We start from the raw sequence: 20121 nt of genomic DNA, 5'->3' as shown, positions 1-20121 counted from the left end.
AGTGTAGCGTTAAGGCCGTAATGTGTCGATAAACGCCGGAAATGCATTTCATCGACACATTGGGCCCGTTTATCGGCGGTGTGAAGCAAGACGCATCGGAAGCCCGTATCTTTCGTTGTGTGGTTGGCTTAGCCCAACTTGGCGGGCCCACAAGGGACTGATTTATGAAAGCAATTGAACGCTACCAGGGGGTGTTGCATACGGTGGGCTGGCTGGTCTTTATTGGCCTGCCCTTCCTGACGCTGCCCTCCTTTCTATGGAACCCACAAGACCTGCTTAGCATCGGCACCGCGCAGTTGCTGACGGGTGGCGTGATGATCGTCTTTTTCTATTACAACCTGAATCAGCTGACGCCCGCGTTGCTCATGCAGCAACAGCGGCGCCGGTTTGTGCTGGTGCTGGTAGGGGCGCTGGTGACGGTCTGTCTGGTGAAGCTCGCCTGTTATTATGGCTTGCCTCAGGCACCGCGGCCCTGGGCCAAACCCGGCGGTCGCCATAAGCCGTATGGCCCGTGGCCGGGCGTGCTCAGCGTGAGCTTTTCGTTTAGCTTTATTACCATGCTCAGCTCGCTGATTGCTCTGAGCCGCCACCACACCCGCCTGCGCGATCAGCAACAGCAGATGGTGATTGGGAAAGTATCGGCCGAACTGGCTATGCTGAAATTGCAGGTTAGCCCGCACTTTCTGTTCAATACGCTCAACAACATTCGCTGGCTGGCGCGCCAGAAAGCCGATCAGACCGAAGCGGCGGTGGTGAAACTCTCGCAACTGCTGCGGTACATGCTCTATCAGGCGCAACGCGACCGGGTGTCGCTCACGCAGGAAATCGAGCAGCTACACTATTACATTGACCTGCAACGCATGCGCCTCACCGACCGGCAAACGGTAGACTTTGCCGTGCAGGGGCCGGTCGAGGGGCTACTGATCGAGCCGTTGCTGTTTATTCCGTTTGTGGAAAATGCCTTCAAATACGGCCTGCACGGACAGGAGAAGAGCAGCATCAGCATTCAACTGTCGGTGGAGGGGCAGCAGCTTACCTTTGTGGTCGATAATCCACTATTCGCGCAGGCGAGTAAATCCACAGAAGACTCCGGTATCGGGATCTCTAACGTGGCGCAACGGCTCACGCTGCATTACCCCGGTCGGCATATCCTGACCTACGGGGAAGACAAAGGCCGTTTTCGGGTAAAGCTGGTGATCGAAGCCGAAGGTACCCCCGCCCCGAAAGTCCCTCGCCCGGTGTCAGTGGATGTGTGACGGTTAAACGTTCAAGGTCCAACGTTCAACGTTTAATGACGCAATTGAACGTTGGACCTTGAACCTTGAACAAACTTTATGCTTCCCAACGACATTGAATTGCCCATTTGGCCGTTGGTCGAGGCGTTGACCCAAACGGGACTTGTGCAGACGTTTTCGAGTTGTGCAGGCCATTTTGCGCCGGATGAACAACAACTCCGCGACCGCAATCACGCCGAAGTGCGGTTTATTCCCGCTGCCAACGTACCTGACGCCCAGCTGGAAGCGGCTCTGGGGCAATGGCTGGCGCGGTTCAAAGCCCGGCATGGCCTGATGCCCGTAACGGCCGTGGGGTATAAACTCTTCACCCCCCTTGATGCCGAAACGGTCGAACAGACGTTCGTGCTCGAACTACGTCCATTCAACCGTTTCGATCAGCCCGCCACCAAACGCGCCGACATTGACCGGGCCATCGGGCAGCTGGTAGGGGTAGTTAGCGGTCATTGACCATCAATGACCGCGAAGCCTACTAAATTTTCAGCGTCTTCATGTAATCGGCGTCGACCTGCATGCTGGCCATCGGCGACTGCGGGTATTCTTCCTGCTCAACCAGGAAATGCTTCATGCCGCTTTTTTGCGCCTGTTTCAGGATGGCCTTGTAGTTGACGATCCCCTTGCCCAGGTTTTGCTGCACTACTTTGCCGTCGGCTTCTTTTTTGTAATCTTTAATATGGCACAGCTCATAGCGTTTGCCGTGCTGTTTCAGGTGGTCGACGGCACTCTGACCGGCCGCTTCAATCCAGCACAGATCCAGCTCAAACATCACGTTCATCGGGTCGGTGTTGGCCAGTAGGTAATCCTGCGGCAACCGGCCGTCGGGCATAGGCCGGAACGAGTAGTCGTGGTTGTGATAGCCAAATTTCAGGCCACCGTTGCGCACGGCTTCGCCTACCCGGTTGAAGCTGTCGGCTACGCGCTTCCAGTCGTCCCAGGTTTTCTGAGGGCCAATATAGGGGCAGAGCATGTAGCTGAGCCCGGCGCCGTTGGCCATGTCGATATACTGCTGAAGCTTGTCGGCATCTTTGGCCGCTCCGCCAAAATCGAAGTGGGTGCTGACCATCTTCACGCCCAGCCCGTTCAGGAACGATTTCATGGCTGCGGGCTCCATGCCCCACAGAAAGCCCTGCTCGCCCTGGTAGCTCTCAAACTGCTTGTAGCCCATCTTAGCCAGCTGGGTCATGATGCCTTTGGGGTCTTTGGGCAGCACATCCCGAACGCTGTAGAGCTGAAGGCCGTAGTTACGGATAGTGCCACCGAAGGCGTCGGTCAATGAGGAAGAAAGCGCAAGCGTACCGGCTGAGAAAAGGCCCGCCTGCTTAAGGAAATCACGTCTGTTGGTTTGCATGAAACAAAGATTTGAAGCGAAAAGATACAGCACCGACTGTTCTAATGAGCAGCCTACCCGCGCCGAACCGGCCATTAGACACGTTTTTTCGTGCAGGATTAATGCTCCACCAAAACAAATCCCTCATTTGCCCAACATTCTGTCATGAAACTGCTGGCCACTTACCGACCTTTGCGGTTTGCTTTTTAATCGACGCATGACATTTCCTAAAGTACATCTGCAAAAAGGCCGCGATGAAGCAGTACGGCGGTTTCACCCCTGGGTCTTTTCGGGAGCCGTAGCCCGGCGCGACGAGGGTATCGACGACGGCGACGTGGTTGAGGTGTTCGACAGCCGCGGCACGTACCTGGGCACCGGGCATTTCCACGATGGCAGCATTCAGGTACGTTTGTTTTCCTTTGCCGCGCACACCAACGGCCAACCCATCGACCCCGGCGTGGCGTTCTGGACGCAAAAACTGGAGCGTATCCGGGCCGTGCGGCGCAGCGTGGTACCCGCGCAGACCAACTGTTACCGGCTGGTGCACGGCGAAGGCGACGGCTGTTCGGGCCTGATTATCGATCTGTACGACGGGGTGGCCGTGTTTCAGGCACACTCGATCGGGATGCACCGGCACCGGCAGGCCATCTGCGAAGCACTTGAGCAGGTATTTGGCACAGAACTGGTAGCCATTTACGACAAAAGCGCCGAAACCCTGCCTGACCAATACGCGGCGGGGGTGCAGAACGGTTACCGCTTTGGTCGCGCCCAAACGCCACGCCCTGTGCTCGAAAACGGCCATACCTTTCTGGTCGACTGGATAACGGGCCAGAAGACCGGTTTTTTCCTCGACCAGCGCGACAACCGCCAACTGCTCGCCAGGTACGTTGCCGGCAAGCGGGTATTGAATGCCTTCTGCTATTCGGGTGGTTTTTCGGTGTATGCGCTGGCCGCTGGTGCCACACAAGTACACTCGGTCGATGTATCGCAGAAAGCAATTGACCTCACTAATCAGAACATCACGGCCAATCCCGGTTTCTCGGGCGAGCACGAAGCCATCGCCGACGACGTGATGCACTACCTGAAAGCCCACGATCATCAGTACGACGTGGTGGTGCTCGACCCACCCGCCTACGCCAAGAGCCTGTCGGCACGGCACCGGGCGGTACAGGGCTACAAACGCCTGAACGTAGAAGGGCTGAAACGAGTAGCGGCGGGTGGCATCCTGTTCACGTTTTCGTGTTCGCAGGTGGTCGATCGGGAGTTGTTCTATAACACGGTCGTGGCGGCGGCTATCGAAGCCGGGCGGCAGGTGCGGGTGTTGCATCACCTGAGCCAGCCCGCCGACCATCCCGTGAGTCTGTTTCACCCCGAAGGCGGTTACCTCAAAGGACTGGTACTGTGGGTAGAATAAACAATTTCGACTGTACGGTGTATACTATACGATTTTCACTGACAGGTCCGTTGCCGCGCGTCGGCATCCTGTTTATCGTTTAGTCTACACTGTTCTCTCGAATGGCTTCTACAGATACCAACACCGTCACTAACACCATTTACACGCCCAAACAGCAGCGCATTCTGCTGATTGCCAGCCTGCTTGTGCTGGGAGGCTTCATCATTGCTGGTCTTCAGGGCTACGTGTCGGCCTTTTTTGGGGCGGGTATTCTCTACGTTATTTTTCGGCCCGTGTTTTATGGGCTGGTCTACAAGAAAAAATGGAACCGCACCTGGGTTACGTCGGGCATTCTGTTCTTTTCGCTGTTCGTTATTATCCTGCCGTTTCTGGTACTGAGCCTGCTGCTCATTGATCGCATTCAGTACTATTCGCAACATACCGATCAGATTCTGGGCCTGGTCAAACAGGCCGAAGAACTGACTGGCTTTAAAATCACCAGTCAGCAAAATATTCAGCGGATGTTGCAGCAGGGCGGCACGTTTGCCAGCCGTCAGCTGCCTTCTCTGGCCGGTGGCGCGCTCGACTTTCTGGTCATTATCGGCCTGATGCTCTTCACGCTGTTCTACATGTTTTCAGACGAAGAAACGTTCCTGTCGGGCCTGCGTAAGCACTTGCCATTCAAACGGGATACCCTCCGGGAACTGGGCGATCAGCTGAAAAACAACGTCAATGCCAACGTGCTGGGGCAGGGCATCGTCTCGTTCGTGCAGGGCGTGCTGACTGGCCTGACGCTGATGATTTTTGGCGTGCCGGACGCCGGTTTCTGGGGCACGGTGGCGTTCTTCCTGGCCTTTATTCCAGTGCTGGGTACGCCTTTGGTCTGGGCTCCGGCCGGCCTGATTCAGCTCTCGCAGGGTAATACAACCGATGGCGTCGGTATTCTGCTGGTGGGGGCCATCGTAATCACCAACATCGATAACCTGCTGCGGATCTTGCTGGCTAAACGCATGGGCGACGTGCATCCGCTGGTTACGCTGGCGGGGATCGTCATCGGCGTGCCCATTTTCGGCATTCTCGGCCTAGTCATTGGGCCCACCATCCTGTCGTTCTTTATCGTGCTGATGCAGGTGTTTGCCCGCGAAAATCAGGAGTCACGGATCGAAGCGGCACAGGACGAAGCCAGCGTGAAAGAGCAAGCCGAAGTAAAGGCTGAGCGAACCGTACGCTAGCGCCATAGTAGCGCCCCGCCGTTTGGTGGGGTGCCAAACAGCTTCAATATACCAGTTTTTTCAGGGTAGGGGCAACGAATTTAGTCGTATTTTGTGTTTTGATTTCACAAAACACAGATACGATGGAGCGCCTTGTCAGCTATTTCGAACATATTCCGTCGGCGCACCGCAGCCTGATTCTGGTAGGTGGGATCGCCTTTTTCTGGCTGATCGAAAGTGTGGTGCCGCTCTTCCGGTTTGATTACCATAAGCCCCGGCACGCGGGCGTCAACTTCTTTTTCACGCTCACGACCATCATCGTCAACTTTGCGCTGGCGTTCATCCTGGTCAAAACCAGCGATTGGGCGGTAGCTAGCCACATTGGTGTGTTGCAGTGGGTGGCCCTGCCGCTCTGGGCCGAAGCCATTATCGGCCTGTTGTTGCTCGATCTCATTGGTGCCTGGCTTGCGCACTGGACCGAGCATCATGTAAAGTGGATGTGGCAGTTTCATGCCGTACACCATTCCGACCAGTATGTGGATACCACCACCGCCAACCGCCATCATCCCGGCGAAAGCGTGATTCGCTTCGTGTTTACGACGCTGGCGGTGATCGTTGTGGGCGCGCCCATGTGGCTGGTGTTTATGTATCAGGCGTTTTCGGTGTTGCTCTCGCAGTTCAACCACGCCAACATTGAGTTGCCCCGCTGGGCCGACCGGGCGATTGGCTGGCTGGTGGTGACCCCCAACATGCATCATGTGCATCACCATTACGTGTTGCCTTACTCGAATACCAACTACGGCAACATTTTTTCGATCTGGGACCGGCTGTTCAGCACCCACGCCGAGCGGGCCGGTAGGGACCTGATTTATGGCCTCGATACGCATCCCGACGCCCACGAACATAGCCACATTGGCGGCATCCTGAAGACACCGTTTCAGGCGTATCGGCCACCGGTTGGCGAAAAACAGCGTGTGTTAACTGACGACTGAAAAGACGTGACCAGGATTTAAGCGAGTTGTCTTTTTCCCTATTTTTAGGATTCGGCTGCCACCCATTCGGTAGCTACTCAACTCACTACTACCTGTTTTCGCGGGCCTCGGCCTGCAACACACCCGCTTTATGTCTGTACATGGACCCATTCTGATCATCGAAGACGATGAAGATGATCAGTACATGATCAATCTGGCGCTGGAACGGCTCAAGGTACCCAATCAACGAATTTTTTTTCCGAACGGACAAGAAGCCCTGACGTACCTGGAAGTAACGACTGAACTTCCCTTTCTGATTCTCTGCGATGTGAATATGCCGCTGATGAATGGGCTGGAACTGCGGCAATGCATAACCGACAACGAAACGCTCAAGCGTAAATCGATTCCGTTTGTGTTTCTGACCACTGCGTCGAACCCGGAACTGGTTCGGGCGGCCTACGATGAAACCGTTCAGGGGTTCTTCAAGAAAGCCACCACCTACGATTCGCTACAGGAGCAAATCCGGTTGATTATTGCCTACTGGCAAAGTTGCCTGCATCCCAACAACTGTTGAGGCCGTGTTGGGTACGTTTGTCTGCTATCTTTAACCAATCTACTAAACCATTCCGTTATTTATGGCATCTCGCCGAACCGTGCTCCAAACCTTATCGATGGCTTCGGCCTCGACCCTTGTGTCGCCCCATACCCTGCTGGCGGCTACAGCGCCCAAAAAAGATAAACTAGGCGTGGCGCTGGTTGGACTGGGTTACTACAGCACCGATCTGCTGGCCCCCGCGCTCCAGCAAACCAAGAACTGCTACCTCGCCGGTATTGTGACCGGGACGCCCGAGAAAGCCGAGAAATGGAAAAAGCAGTACAATATTCCTGATAAGAATATCTACAGCTACCAGACGTTCGATCAGATCGCCAATAACCCCGACATTGATGTGGTGTATGTGGTGCTGCCGCCGTCGATGCATGAAGAATACGTAGTACGGGCCGCCAAGGCGGGTAAACACGTGTGGGTGGAAAAACCAATGGCCGTGACCGCGCGCGAGTGCCAGAACATGATCGACACCTGCCGCAAGAACAAGCGGGTGCTGACGGTCGGCTACCGGCTTCACCACGAGCCCAACACGCAGGCGTATGTCAAGTTTCTGCGTGAGGGTAACATCGGTAAAATTCAACTGGTGAACTGCGCGGCGGGGTACTTCGACGCCCGCACCAACCACTGGAAGCAGAAGAAAGAGATGGGGGGCGGTGTCATGTATGATATGGGCGTTTATGTGTTGCAGGGGGCGCGGCTGGCAACGGGCGAAGAACCGATTGCCCTGACGGCGCAGCAATACACCACCCGCCCCGAGATCTACAAAAACGGCCTCGATGAAACCAGCATGGTGCAGCTGGAATTCCCGAGTGGGGCACGGGCGTCGGTGCAGAGCAGCTATGGCATGAACATGAACTTCCTGCAGGTGACGGGGCAAAAAGGCTTTTTGCGGATGGAGCCATATTCGGCCTACGACGGCGTGAAAGGAGAGGGGAGTAATGGGTTCAAGACCAATGTGGCTTTCAAAACGCCCTACGAACAGACCATGCAGATGGACAACGATGCCAAAGCGATCATGACCAACTCACCGGTGCTGGTGCCCGGCGAAGAAGGCCTCGCCGATATTCGGATCGTAGAAGCGATTTATAAAGCCGCCAAAGAAGGCAAGCGGGTAACGCTCTGAAAGACAGTATAGAGTGATCAACACGGCAGTATACAGGTTTTCGTTACGGCAGCGAAAGCAAAACTGCGTACTGCAAACTGATCACTGTATACTGTTTTTCCTTCTATCTTCGCTTGAAATCGACGCCGTATGACCCCCGCCCATTTTACCAGCCTTGACACCGACGATCAGATGAACGCCCTGTATTTCGAGGGGAGCATTCTGGCCAATCGGTATGAAGATGAGTTTATTTTCCTCCTCTATAGCCTCGACTCGTTCTACGTAGAAATTCGGCACGACGCCTACACCAATCAGATTCTTCAGGTAACGGCCTTCAAATCGACCGATAAACTCGAACCCTATCTGCCCTATCTGGCGGAAGTGGAATAAAAGAGTGATGTACAATGTATAATGCACGATGTACAATGGGTTTTCGCCTCGGCCCCCATTGTACATCGTGCATTATACATTGTACATCACTCTTTTATTACTGTAACCGCGCGTCTTCGTTGCTGTTGAAGGTGTCGCCCTGGTTAAGGTCGCCGGTTTTATAGCCTTTCATGAACCAATAGGCGCGCTGGGCGGCGGTGCCATGTGTGAATGCATCGGGCTGAACGTACCCCTGCGTTTGCTGCTGAATGCGGTCGTCGCCGATGGAGTTAGCGGCGCGCAGGGCGGCTTCGATATCGCCCTCTTCGAGCCGGTTTTCGGTCTCCTGATAGTAACGCGCCCAGACGCCCGCCAGAAAGTCGGCCTGTAGCTCAAGCCGAACCGACAACCGGTTAGCCTCTACTTCGCCCATGCGCTCCTGTGCCTGATGCACCTTGTCGAGAATACCCCACTGATCCTGAATGCAATGACCCACTTCGTGTGCGATCACATAAGCCATAGCAAAGTCGCCCGGTGCCCGAAAGCGTTGGCGTAGTTCATCGTAAAATGAAAGGTCGATATAGATTTTTTTGTCGACCGGGCAGTAAAACGGCCCTGACTCGGCGGCGGCGGTCCCGCAACCCGAGCGGGTACGTTGCCGGAACATCACCAGCGTGGGCGCGCGGTATTGGTCACCATTTTTAGTGAATAGCTTGGCCCAGACATCTTCGGTATCGGCCAGCACAACCCGGGTGAACTTGGCCGCCTGGTCATCGGCCTGTGAGTTGACCTGTGCCGATGGCATGGTGGGGCTGCTGGTATCCTGCTGATTGAGGATGGTGGATGGGTCACCGCCCAGCAAATACACAACAAGGGCAATCACCAGCGTACCAATACCGCCGCCGACGATCATGCCACCACCACCGCCTTCACCCCGGCGATCTTCTACATTTCCGCTTTCGCGATCTCCTAACCAACGCATTTAGTTAACTAGATTATGGGCATCTGCGCCCGTGAACACAGGTCTTACTGTGGCGTATAAACTTCGTTTGTGAACAAAGAGTTAGACCAGCGCAAAACAACAGCCATGAACCGTATACTGTCAGAAAGGTAAGCAATTCGTCTGTATTGCGCATAAATGGCTCCATGACGCCCTTCTCGAACGAACTGATCAAAGATGTCAATTTTTCTGAAAAATTATGGCGTATTCTTCCAAGTGCCGAACTTTTCCCGTTGGTGTGTCGTTCACCCCATAACTGCATCAGAAAAGCCCGTCAGCACTTCCGCCGACGGGCTTTTTTGTTTATGAGCGCGGGCGGTCAGCCCACCACAAATTCTTTCGGCGAAAGGCCGGTAAACTTTTTGAAAGCCCGGTTAAACGTGGCCTTGGAGTTAAACCCGCAGTCGAGTGCCAGACCCAGAAAACTGAGGTGTGCGTTGGCTGGCTCACGAACCTGTCGCTTAAATTCCTCGACCCGGTATTCGTTCACAAAGTCATTGAAGTTCTTACCCGTTCCCGCGTTGATCACCTGTGATAGCAATACAGGGTTGGTGTGCAGCCGCCGGGCCAGATCGGGCAGGGCGAGGTCGGGTTCGAGGTACGGCTTTTCGGCCGCCATGTAAGCCAGCAATTCGGTGAGGCGCTCGGGCAGATCGGGTAAGGCGGTTTCGGCTCGGTTTGCGCCAGCCGCCACGGATTTCACGGGTCCGTTGTCAGCAGGCAGGTTAACCAACTCAGGCAACGCGGCAGGCTGGGCGAGGGGTGTTCCGATGGAACTGTCCAGGCTGGGTGCGTTGTCGGGCCGGAAAGTCAGCTTGCGGCCGGTTTGTACCTGCGCGTAACCCTCAATACTGACGTAGTAGATAAGCATGACCGTAACGAGATTGCCCCACCAGTCGTGCCAGAAATCGAGATCATACCAAAGGTCGAATAAGTTGACCAGCAGGTTGGCGATGATGGTGACGGCGCTGGCAATCAGAAAATTGCGGTACCACCGAAAGCTGATGGAATCCGTTTCGGAAAACTGGTTCTTGATCCAGACCCGGTAATCGCGGTAAAGCAGAAACGACAAGCAGAGATACACAAACTGCTGACCGATCTCGAACCAGTACTCAACAGCACCAATCTGCAACGGGTTATGCACGGTCTGTTCCCACTGTTGCACAAAGGCCGTCCCCTGCGCAAACACCAAGATGTGGTAGCTGACGTTGATCAAAAACGGAACAGCGTGCCATAGGTCGCGCCATCGAAGGCGAAAGGTAGCGTCGAGCTGACTTTTCAGGTAGAAGTAAACCAGAGGTCCCAACAGTAGACCAATGTCTCGGGGGAAAAATTCGAGTTGCTGCCACAGGATCTCGATACCCCCGAAGCCCAGCATATAGACCCAAATTGCGAAGGCAAGGCCCACCAACAGGCAGCCGAGCAGCTTGTCGGAGAGGCGTTCTTCCCGAAATCCTCTATACCAGAGCAGCAGGGCGTAGATCCAGGCCTGGATGAACCCAAACAGCAGGGGCGTTGAATACGCGGAGAAATAAAAGGTCATGGGGCCAGGTACGTAGAACGGTTGACAATATACGAGCCGGTCGTTTATCTGAGGTCGACGGTTCCGCTGGCATCGCCTAGCGTCACCACATGAAAGGGCTTCCCGTTGTCGATAGATCGGCCACTCATGACGGTGTTGACCTGCGCATCGTCAGCGAGGTACAGCCGCGTACCAATCGGAAAGGTAAACGCTTTACTCATTCGTGGCAGCAGCGTCAGTATGGTGGTGCCGTTGCCCCGTTCGCCCGGCTCGTAGCTGATCAGGGCAACCCGTTTTGGCAGTAAACCCGAGTTCCGCAGTCTGATCGGTACGCGGTTGGCTTCAGCGGGCGTTATTACTGCCGCGTAGCGAGGCTCGGCGGGGGTATGGGTGCCGGTGGTGAGTGTCTTACCTTCGTCGGCAGCCGTAACAGTCAGGATCAACGGTCCGTTGGTTTCGCCATCTGTCGAGAAATAGAGACCGGTGCCCACCGGCCAGTTTTTGGGTGTGGTCTCCCGCCTGTCCATCGTAAAGCCATAGGCAATGCCCGGCCCATAGGCCCGAAACAGGCGGTGGTAGCCCAGCGTGTTTTTGAGCAGAAATGAAACGCGGGGAGCATTGGGCGTAAGGGGTGGGGGTGGCACAGTGGGCTTCTCCTGCGCCAGCACGGTGCCAGGCACGTTGGCAAATAGCTGGGCGGTTAAGCAGAATAGGACTATCGTTTTCATAGAAGGTTAGCGAGATGAATTGGCTTTCTGAATCAGGTTGATGGTTTTGCCAGCATCGGTTGCGTTCACGACCAACAGGGGCTTGCCAGTGACTGTCAGACCTCGCATGCTAGCGTAAATCTCCTCTTGGTTGACCTGAGCAAGCGACGTACCTACTTTTAGTTGGACTTTGTAGGTTTCGCCGGGTTGTAAATGAGCGGTAAAGACGTTAGGAGATTTATCGTCGGGATGGCGCTCCAGGAACTTGAATTCCTTGAATACAGTACCGTTATTTTTTAATAAAAATGTTACTTTTTGCTTATTCTGGGCGAAGGCAGTAGCTGCAAACAGTCCTGCCAACAGGCAGGTAAAAAGGCGCATCAGTTTCATGGTGATCAGTTGTTTATTGGATTGATTTTACAAATTTCCCTTTGTTTTGATACGGCTGGCGTCGGGGCCGGTTTCGCGGTCGCGGGCGGCTTTTATGTCATTACTGCCGAAGCGATAGCTGAACCGTAGGGTGATGCGGCGGCTCTCCCATTTACGGGCCACTTCGAAGCGCTCAGCCTGACCAGGTGTGCCGTTGAAGGTGGCCGACTGCCGCCAACGCATAGTGTTGAGCACATCATCGGCTGTGAGCGACACTTTGCCCCGTTCGTGCATCATTTTCCGGCTCAGGCTCAGGTTAAGGGCTCCTAGTCCGCCATTGCGGTAGATAGTTTGGGTCGTTGGCGCGTTCCAGAAGCCTGATACCTGCGCCGACATCAGCTTCGACAGCGTAAACGAGTGTTGCATGTATCCTTCGAAGGCGAAGGCTCGTCTGTCGAAAGCCCCTGCCGGATCGTTGTTCGGGAAAACATTGCCCTGGAAGCGTGTCCAAGTGGCTCCGGCATAGAAATAGGTATCCCACCATTTGGTGATAGGCAATGGCGAACTGAACGACAGATTCAGCGCGTCGGCGGTGCCAACGTTGGCTACAGTGCTGTAGCCGCTTATACCGTCCTGCCGGATCACGTCGGTGGCAAAGTCGTCGGTGAGGCTATAGGCTACTTTGAGGGTTGTTGCCCATTTATACGTGTAGCTCAGTTCTATATTGTGGGTGTAGGTTGGTCGCAGATAGGGGTTGCCGCGTTGACTCGTATACGGATCGACCTGATAAATAAAGGGATTCATGTCCTGATAGCTAGGCCGTCCGATGCGCCGACCGTAGTTGACTCCAAGCTGGCTTTTGTCGTTGGCCTGATATTGCACGAAGGCTGTTGGAAACAGGTTTAGGTACGTAGTATCGGGGCGGTTAATCACATTACCCAGCAGATCGGTCGAGCGGCCGCGGACGGTCGAATGCTCGGCCCGAAGGCCCGCCTGTAGCGTCCATTTGCCTAGGTTACGGTTCAGTGAGGCATAAGCGGCACTAACAATTTCGCGGTATGCAAAGCGGTTGGTGCGGGTCGCGTCGGGGCGTTCGGCTACTTCAGGCGTACCACCCACGAAGGCCAGCAGGTCGTTGTCTGTCGAGACGTCGGTGTGTTTTATGCCTGTCTCCAGTTTCAGACGGCGGCGTTTCCACTCTTTGATAAAATCCCCTTTCAGTGTAAGAATGCCGATGGTCGTGCTGGCATCAAAACGACTTTGCCGACGGAAAAGCGGCTGGCCACTGGCTGAGCGGTAGTCGGTGCCAATCTGGCTGGGCGATTCGTTACCAAAGCGGGTGTAGTCGGCATCGATGTTCAGATCATGCCCCAACGTATCGACAAAATGGTAATTAAAGGCTGAGTTGATCCGGTTGTTCCAGCTTGGGTTGTTGATGCCATTGATGAGCGTAGTGTCGAGCCGACCGCCGTTGCTGAACAGGTTAGAAGTGGTATAGGTGCCAAATTCGTTAGCTGCCGAATTTCCCGATACAACCAATCCCAGCGTGTGGTTGGTGCCGATGAAATAATCAGCCCCGGCTTTGTACACAATTGCCCTGGTACCATCGCGGTCATATCCACGTTGGCTGAGTGCTGCCCCCGCTGCCGACCGGTCGTAGGCTACATTGGTGATCTGGTAATTATCGTTCAGGCTGGTGCTGCCATAGAGATTCAGGTGGCGGGCTCGGTAGTTGAGGTCTATGGCCGCCAGGGCGCGGTGGTGGTCGCTCTGCCCGTAGCTGGCCGATGCCGTGCCATTCAGCCCAAGGCTTTTGTCGCGCCGGAACCGGATATTGATAATCCCGGCTCCACCCTGTGCATCGAACCGCGCCGACGGGTTGGTGATCAGCTCAACTGTGGCGATGTTGCTGGCGGGTGTGGCCCGGAGCAGGTTGGCTACGTCGGCCGACGACAAGTTGGCGGGCTTGCCGTCGATATAGACGTTGACGCCCTGTTTCCCCGCCATTCGGATGTTATCGTTGGGGTCAACTACGACACCGGGTGCCTGCTGAAGCAGTTCATAAGCCGTTTTGCTCTGGGCGGCGTCGTTGGTCGCTACGTTCAGCACCGTCTTATCGGCCTGCTGCTCGATGTATACCTTGCGGGCGCGCACCGTCACGGCGGCCAGTGTGTTCTCGTCAGTACCCAGCGTCAGGGTGTCAACAAGCGTTGTCTGGTCGGCCTGTACCGTTATAAGGGCGCTGTTGGTTTGGGTCATGCCAACCAGCGACGCCTGTAGCCGGTAAGCACCCACAGGTACGTTGCTCAGTTGGTAATGCCCGGCTTCATCAGCTACCGTGCCGGTTACGAGGGTTGAGTCGGTGGCGCGCAGCAGTTTCAGGGCCGCAAAGGCGGCAGGCTGACGTTGGGTATTGCGCACCAGACCAGTAAGAGTGCCCGAAGGCGTTTGAGCCCACGCCGTCAGCGAGGCGACCAAACAAAGCAGAAACACGTAGAAGCGAGCCATAAGCCAGATGCCCCAGACGGGGCGTTTGCGATTGTTGGCTCAAAGGTGGACGGCTGCCCCTTACGCTTCGACTCAGGATAATTTGAGACGGCTCAACCTATGATTTGAGCCGTTTTAGACCTTGTTGGCGGGGAAATATAAAGTGGGCCACGGTGAAAAAACGGAGCCGTGAGCCGCTACGTAAAAGTTGTCATAGGTGCTGTTTACCGCTTTCGGGCGAGTTTGCGTTATCTTTGGGCAACGGTCATTGGTACTGATCCATGACCAGTCAGAGTCCACTAACATCGCATGAGTGAATATAGAGATCGGCTGCGCGCCGTCCGGCATGCCTTTGGCGCGTTTCGGCAACGGGTTCGCAGTCGCCGCCAGCAGTTGGGAGGCCGGGTTACGCGTTTGGTTGGCGAGGAACGGGTCGAAAACTGGAAAGATAAACTTATGGCCCGCCGCAATCAGTTTCGGGCCTTCGTTCACCAATACATTGATCCGGAAAGCTGGTACTACCCCTATGCGCGGGGGCTGGCCAAGTATAGCCTCATTTTGCTGGGCGTGCTGGTTGGGTACGTATTTGTATTACAGACCAACTTCCTGTGGCTTACCGGCGCCCTGCCTGATCCGGAAGATCTGCGAAACCCCAAACTGAATCAGGCCTCCGAGATATACTCGCTGGATGGTCAGCTGATTGCCAAATTCTACGCCGAAAACCGGACACCTATCGAGTACACGGATATTCCAAAGCACCTCATTGAAGCGTTGATTGCCACGGAGGACGCCCGCTTCTACGACCACGGCGGCATTGACCCCCGCGCCATTGGCCGGGTGGTGTTCAGTTTCGGGCGCGAGGGGGGCGGTTCAACTATCACCCAGCAGCTGGCCAGAAACCTGTTTAAGACCCGCCGCCGCGATTCTGACGGCTTTTTGAACCGTATTCCCGTACTCAGAAAGGTGATCTACAAATCGAAAGAGTGGCTGATGGCCATTCGACTCGAAAACAACTTCACCAAACAGGAGATTCTGACCTATTACCTTAACACGGTAGATTTTGGCTCGAATTCGTTTGGCCTGAAAACCGCCGCCAAAACGTTTTTCAATAAGGCCCCCGATAGCCTAAATGTGCAGGAAGGCGCGGTGCTGGTAGGCTTGCAGAAAGCGACCACGTCGTATAATCCGCTGAAGAATCCGAAAAAATCCCTGACGCGCCGCAACGTGGTCATTGGGCAGATGGCGAAATATGGCTATCTCACCAGGGCGGAGGCCGATTCAATCAGTGACCTGCCCCTAAAAACCGATTACACCCCCGAAAACCCCTACGCCGGCCCGGCCAGTTACCTCAAAAACGCCGTGGTGGATTTCGTTACAGAATGGGGTAACCGCAATGGGTACAACCTCTATACCGACGGGTTGAAAATTCATACGACCATCGACTCCAAGATGCAGCAGTATGCCGAAGAGGCCGTCAAAGAGAAGATGAAGAAGCTGCAAAGGACGTTCGATAACCACTGGCGCGGTCGTAGCCCCTGGACCGATGAAGACGGCAACGAGTTACCCGGCTTTATCGACTCGGTGGCCCGCCGTACGCAGCGTTACAAAGGCCTGGTGAAGCGATTCCAGATCTATCCGGATTCGATCGATTATTACATGAAGGTCAAGAAGCAGAAGATGAAGGTCTTCGACTGGAACGGATCGCACTGGACCGAAATGACTCCCTACGATTCCATTGCCTATTATAAACGCTTCCTGCAAGCGGGTATGGTGGCGATGGACCCCCACACAGGCTATATCCGGGCGTGGGTGGGTGGCCTCGACTACGACTATTTCAAATATGACCACGTGAAGCAGGGCAAGCGGCAGCCGGGCTCCACGTTCAAGCCGTTTGTTTATGCCACGGCCATCGACGATACGGCCTTCAACATGACGCCCTGCGACCGTATCCGCGACAAGCCCTTCCGCAAACCATACCGCGAAAACGGCGAAGAGAAAGTCTGGGAGCCCAAAAACTCGACGGGGGGCTTTACGTACTCGAACATGACACTGCGCCGCGCCCTCGCCCGTTCGGTCAATTCCATCACGGCGCAGCTGACTGACATGGTCGGGCCGGAACGCGTAGCCGAGTATGCCCACAAACTGGGTATTACCAGTAAGCTCGCCGCCGTGCCTTCGATTGGGCTGGGCTCAAACGACGTGTCGCTCTACGAACTGGTATCGGCTTACTGCTCGTTTGTCAATGAAGGGCAATACACCAAACCGATGCTGGTGCAGCGCATCGAAGACCGCAACGGCACCGAAATCGAGTCGTTCAAGGCCGAGCGTCGGCCCGCGATCTCACCCGAATCGGCGTACCTGATGCTCTACATGCTACAAGGGGGCTTGCAGGAGCCGGGCGGTACGTCGCAGAACCTGTGGTCGTTCGATCTGTTCAAGCACAACCATCAGATGGGCGGCAAAACCGGGACTACCTCCAACAACTCCGACGGCTGGTTTGTCGGTGTGTCGGATAAGCTGGTGGTGGGTGCCTGGGTGGGCGGCGACGACCGCAGCATCCACTTCCGATCGACCGATCTGGGCGAAGGCGCCAAGACCGCGCTGCCGTTGGTGGGTGGTTTCCTCGAAAAAGTGTATGCCGACCCCAAATTCCGCAACTTGCAGGGGCCTTTCCCCAAAGCCACGGTTGATATCTCGAAAGAATACGACAACTGCGTAAATGAGTATGACGAGTCGGAAGGTTTCGGCACCGACTCGACTGGAACTGAGGGGCTGGATGGCGCCGGTACCGGCGATTCTCTTTTCGTGCCGCCACCACCGGTTACCCTACCAGATCCGCCCGATAGCACCCGAAACAATGGCCGATAGGGCCGCGGGATAGAGTTTCCGAACGTAGTTTGGCGTTTAGCGTTTGTCGTTTCATGTTGGATTGATCTGTTGTCAGCCAACGTTAAACACCAAACGGTAAACGCCAAACTTGTTTATGGAACCCTACGCCGACGATCCGAATGAATTGAAGAACGTACCTACGGGTATGGAAACCGATCCTGAAGCCGACGAACAGGTCATTGACCAAACCGGCAACAGCGATCAGAAGGACGCTCCCCGCCCCGACGACGTGAATCCGTCGGGCATCGAGAAACCCAAAGCGGGCGAAGAAACGCCGATGGACGACCTGGCCAACGCCCTGGCTTACGCTATCGACGGAAGTGGCACTGGTATTGCTGGCGCTCCGCCGGTGGCTCCCACGGTGGGCGAGGAGCAGAAAGTAAAAACAGAGGGTACAACCGGTGCGAGCGAAGCCGACGAAGCCCAAAAGCTGACGGATTGACCCAGTTGATGGCTGAAAAAACGGCGTTTGTCGTAGGTGGTCAGGGGTTTATCGGAAAAGGCGGGCGGTGGCTGGCTGGGGCCGCTACTTTTGACGCATCAACTCCGCAATAAACCGCTAAGACTATGAGCTCCCCGACACCCCTGCCTGCCAATTACGATCCCTACCTCTGGGAAATTGCGAACAAACGCGTGGCGTTCAAACAGCACCTCTGGGGTTATCTATTTGTCAACGGCCTGGCCTGGCTAACGTACCTGGTGCTGGCGTTTGCCTCATCGCGCCCCGGCATGCGCTTTCCTTGGCCGCTCTTTATGAGTCTGGGCTGGGGGTTTGGGCTGCTATCGCACTACCTGAGTGTTTACCGAATCAATAGCGCCAATGATCCCGTAGAGCGGGAGTATCAGAAGTTGACTCGGAAAAAATAGGCTGTCCTCAGTTCACTGTTTTACGTCCGCTGTTGGGCTGATCCAGGCATTCTACGTGAATTGCCATGAGGCGAGGCAGTCCAACTGCGGACGGAAGACAACGAACCGAAGGGCAGTTTACTCGCCGACCACTTCTTTATATTGCATCCGGTAGAGGTTGGCGTAGAAGCCTTCGTGCTGAAGCAATTGTTCGTGGGTGCCTTGCTCTTTAATCTCTCCTTTGTCGACCACAATAATCTGGTCGGCTTTCTGAATGGTGCTGAGTCGGTGGGCGATCACAATGGCTGTGCGTCCTCTCATTAGTTTCCCGATTGCTTCCTGAATCAGCTCTTCCGTCTCGGTATCGACCGATGAAGTGGCTTCGTCGAGCACGATGATGCGCGGATTTTGCACCATTGCGCGCACAAACGAGATCAACTGTCGCTGCCCTACCGACAGCGTAGCCCCGCGCTCCTGCACATTGTAGTCATAGTTGCCTGGCAACTGCATAATAAAATCGTGCACACCCACCAGCTTCGCCGCCTCGATGATCTGCTCCCGCGTGATGCGTGGATCGCCCAGCGTGATGTTGTTCTCGATGGTATCTGAAAACAGAAAGACGTCTTGCAATACAACCCCAATCTGCCGCCGAAGGGTGGCCAGGTCGTAGTCGTGCACGTCGACGCCATCGATGGTGATGGTGCCTCGGTTGATATCGTAGAAACGGCTCAGCAGATTGATGATCGACGATTTGCCCGCGCCCGTGGCTCCGACAAAGGCAATGGTCTCGCCCGCCTGCACGTCGAACGAAATATCTTTCAACACGTAATTGTCGTCGTTGTAGGCAAACCAGACATTTCGGAAGGCCACATCACCCCGTAGCTTTTCGGGTTTGAGGCTGCCATTATTGACCGTATAGTCGTCGCTGTCGAGCAGGGTCAGTACCCGATCGGCGCTGACGATGCCCATCTGTAGCGTATTGAAGCGGTCGGCCAGCATCCGGATGGGCCTGAAGAACAGGTTGATGAACATTACAAAGGCCGTCACGGTCCCGAAGGACACCTGTTCATTCAGAATCTCGCGGGCACCATACCAGACCACTAGCCCCGTGCCCGCCGCCGACAGAATATCGGCTACCGGGAAGTAAATCGAGTAATACCAGATCGAGCGGATGTTGGCCTTGCGGTGCTCATCGTTGATGGACCGGAATTTGGCGGCTTCTATTTTTTCGCTGCTAAAAATCTGGACGATGTTCATGCCGGTGATGTGCTCCTGCACAAAGGCATTGAGGTTGGCTACCGCGGTACGTACCTCGTTAAACGACGCTTTGATCTTCTCCTTGAAAACGTAGGTGCTGAACAGCATCAGCGGTACCATCGAGAGGCTAATGGCCGCCAGCCGCCAGTCGGTGTAAAACATAACGGCAATGATGAGCACCAATTGCAGGATATCGCCCGCAATGGCGGCCATGCCCTCACTAAACACGTCGGCCAGCGTTTCGATGTCGGAAATGGTCCGCGTAACCAGCCGACCGATAGGGGTGTTATCGAAGAATTTGAGCCGTAGACCAATAATCTTCTCGTAGAGCTGCACCCGGATGTCGCGGATGACGTGCTGCCCCAGCCAGCCCGACAGGTAGGCGTTGGCAAACTGGATAAACGCCTGTACTACCAGCACGCCCACCATCGTAGACAGCATGAGCGTGAGGCCCTGATAGTCGCCCCCCGCAATCTGGTTGTCGATGGTTTGTTTGATCAACAAGGGGGTGATGGGGGCTAATACTGCTCCCAGCAAAATCACCGCAACCAATAAATAAAAGCGTCCCTGATAAGGACGTACAAACGCGTATAATCGGCTTAGAATCGTTACGTCAAATACCTGACCAGACGGGGATCCGCCGCTTTTCTGTTCGTCGCTCACAAAAAAACTGTTTGCAGTCTACGGTTTTTACTACACCATTACCCCGCGCAGGCGACCGAATCGTCGTTGCCAGCGCACCAGAAAGCCGGAAATAGAAACCAGTAAACGT

Annotated in this window: 18 protein-coding genes; 11 read left to right on the top strand and 7 right to left on the bottom strand. The window is 55.2% G+C overall.

Annotation, left to right across the window (positions count from 1 at the left end; all coding sequences use genetic code 11):
* The first annotated feature begins 164 nt into the window (after positions 1–164).
* Positions 165–1256: a sensor histidine kinase gene (locus ACAW74_RS22515; protein WP_370700496.1), complete on the top strand. Its 1092-nt coding sequence runs from the start codon at positions 165–167 to the stop codon at positions 1254–1256.
* A gap of 78 nt (positions 1257–1334) precedes the next feature.
* Positions 1335–1742 (top strand): hypothetical protein, encoded by a 408-nt coding sequence (locus ACAW74_RS22510; RefSeq protein WP_370700495.1) that lies wholly within the window; start codon positions 1335–1337, stop codon positions 1740–1742.
* A 22-nt stretch (positions 1743–1764) separates the two neighbouring features.
* Here the strand turns inward: ACAW74_RS22510 and ACAW74_RS22505 are convergent, their stop codons facing one another.
* On the bottom strand, positions 1765–2640 hold the full coding sequence (locus ACAW74_RS22505) for a sugar phosphate isomerase/epimerase family protein (protein WP_370700494.1): 876 nt from the start codon (positions 2638–2640) through the stop codon (positions 1765–1767).
* 196 nt (positions 2641–2836) lie between these two features.
* Between ACAW74_RS22505 and ACAW74_RS22500 the strand changes: the two genes are divergently transcribed.
* The 6 genes from ACAW74_RS22500 (at position 2837) to ACAW74_RS22475 (ending at position 8293) form a co-directional block, all read left to right on the top strand.
* Complete coding sequence (locus tag ACAW74_RS22500) at positions 2837–4033, top strand: class I SAM-dependent rRNA methyltransferase (RefSeq protein WP_370700492.1); 1197 nt, start codon at positions 2837–2839, stop codon at positions 4031–4033.
* A gap of 101 nt (positions 4034–4134) precedes the next feature.
* Positions 4135–5244, top strand: a complete 1110-nt coding sequence (locus ACAW74_RS22495) for an AI-2E family transporter (protein WP_370700491.1) — start codon at positions 4135–4137, stop codon at positions 5242–5244.
* 122 nt (positions 5245–5366) lie between these two features.
* The gene (locus ACAW74_RS22490; protein WP_370700490.1) at positions 5367–6215 is read left to right on the top strand and encodes a sterol desaturase family protein; all 849 of its coding nucleotides are present in this window, start codon (positions 5367–5369) and stop codon (positions 6213–6215) included.
* Positions 6216–6345: 130 nt separating this feature from the next.
* The gene (locus ACAW74_RS22485; protein WP_370700488.1) at positions 6346–6768 is read left to right on the top strand and encodes a response regulator; all 423 of its coding nucleotides are present in this window, start codon (positions 6346–6348) and stop codon (positions 6766–6768) included.
* Between the two features lie 61 nt (positions 6769–6829).
* Positions 6830–7924, top strand: a complete 1095-nt coding sequence (locus ACAW74_RS22480) for a Gfo/Idh/MocA family protein (RefSeq protein ID WP_370700487.1) — start codon at positions 6830–6832, stop codon at positions 7922–7924.
* Between the two features lie 129 nt (positions 7925–8053).
* Positions 8054–8293, top strand: a complete 240-nt coding sequence (locus ACAW74_RS22475; protein WP_370700486.1) for a hypothetical protein — start codon at positions 8054–8056, stop codon at positions 8291–8293.
* 97 nt (positions 8294–8390) lie between these two features.
* On the opposite strand, the gene ypfJ is transcribed toward ACAW74_RS22475, so the two are convergent.
* The 5 genes from ypfJ to ACAW74_RS22450 all read right to left on the bottom strand — a co-directional run bounded on the left by ypfJ (position 8391) and on the right by ACAW74_RS22450 (position 14378).
* Positions 8391–9254 (bottom strand): KPN_02809 family neutral zinc metallopeptidase, encoded by an 864-nt coding sequence (gene ypfJ / locus ACAW74_RS22470; protein WP_370700485.1) that lies wholly within the window; start codon positions 9252–9254, stop codon positions 8391–8393.
* Between the two features lie 337 nt (positions 9255–9591).
* Positions 9592–10815 carry a helix-turn-helix domain-containing protein gene (locus ACAW74_RS22465; protein WP_370700484.1) on the bottom strand — a complete coding sequence of 408 codons (1224 nt, stop codon included), beginning with the start codon at positions 10813–10815 and terminating at the stop codon, positions 9592–9594.
* Positions 10816–10859: 44 nt separating this feature from the next.
* Positions 10860–11522 carry a hypothetical protein gene (locus ACAW74_RS22460; protein ID WP_370700483.1) on the bottom strand — a complete coding sequence of 221 codons (663 nt, stop codon included), beginning with the start codon at positions 11520–11522 and terminating at the stop codon, positions 10860–10862.
* Positions 11523–11528: 6 nt separating this feature from the next.
* Entirely contained in the window at positions 11529–11891 is a 363-nt protein-coding gene (locus ACAW74_RS22455) for a hypothetical protein (protein ID WP_370700482.1), read from the bottom strand.
* Between the two features lie 27 nt (positions 11892–11918).
* Entirely contained in the window at positions 11919–14378 is a 2460-nt protein-coding gene (locus tag ACAW74_RS22450; protein WP_370700481.1) for a TonB-dependent receptor domain-containing protein, read from the bottom strand.
* Between the two features lie 288 nt (positions 14379–14666).
* Here ACAW74_RS22450 and ACAW74_RS22445 point away from each other — a divergent pair, with 288 nt between their 5' ends.
* The 3 genes from ACAW74_RS22445 (at position 14667) to ACAW74_RS22435 (ending at position 18113) form a co-directional block, all read left to right on the top strand.
* Positions 14667–17225: a penicillin-binding protein 1A gene (locus tag ACAW74_RS22445; protein ID WP_370700480.1), complete on the top strand. Its 2559-nt coding sequence runs from the start codon at positions 14667–14669 to the stop codon at positions 17223–17225.
* 115 nt (positions 17226–17340) lie between these two features.
* Positions 17341–17688: a hypothetical protein gene (locus ACAW74_RS22440; protein WP_370700479.1), complete on the top strand. Its 348-nt coding sequence runs from the start codon at positions 17341–17343 to the stop codon at positions 17686–17688.
* Positions 17689–17813: 125 nt separating this feature from the next.
* A complete protein-coding gene (locus ACAW74_RS22435; RefSeq protein WP_370700478.1) occupies positions 17814–18113 on the top strand; it encodes a 2TM domain-containing protein in 300 nt (99 codons plus the stop codon).
* 117 nt (positions 18114–18230) lie between these two features.
* Here ACAW74_RS22435 and ACAW74_RS22430 read toward each other — a convergent pair whose 3' ends face one another.
* Positions 18231–20012, bottom strand: a complete 1782-nt coding sequence (locus ACAW74_RS22430; protein ID WP_370700477.1) for an ABC transporter ATP-binding protein — start codon at positions 20010–20012, stop codon at positions 18231–18233.
* Positions 20013–20121 lie beyond the last annotated feature (109 nt).

The sequence above is a fragment of the Fibrella musci genome (assembly GCF_041321105.1).
GTDB lineage: Bacteria > Bacteroidota > Bacteroidia > Cytophagales > Spirosomataceae > Fibrella > Fibrella musci.
The sequence above is the reverse complement of the archived record's forward strand: the minus strand, read 5'-3'. Positions and strand labels throughout refer to the sequence as shown.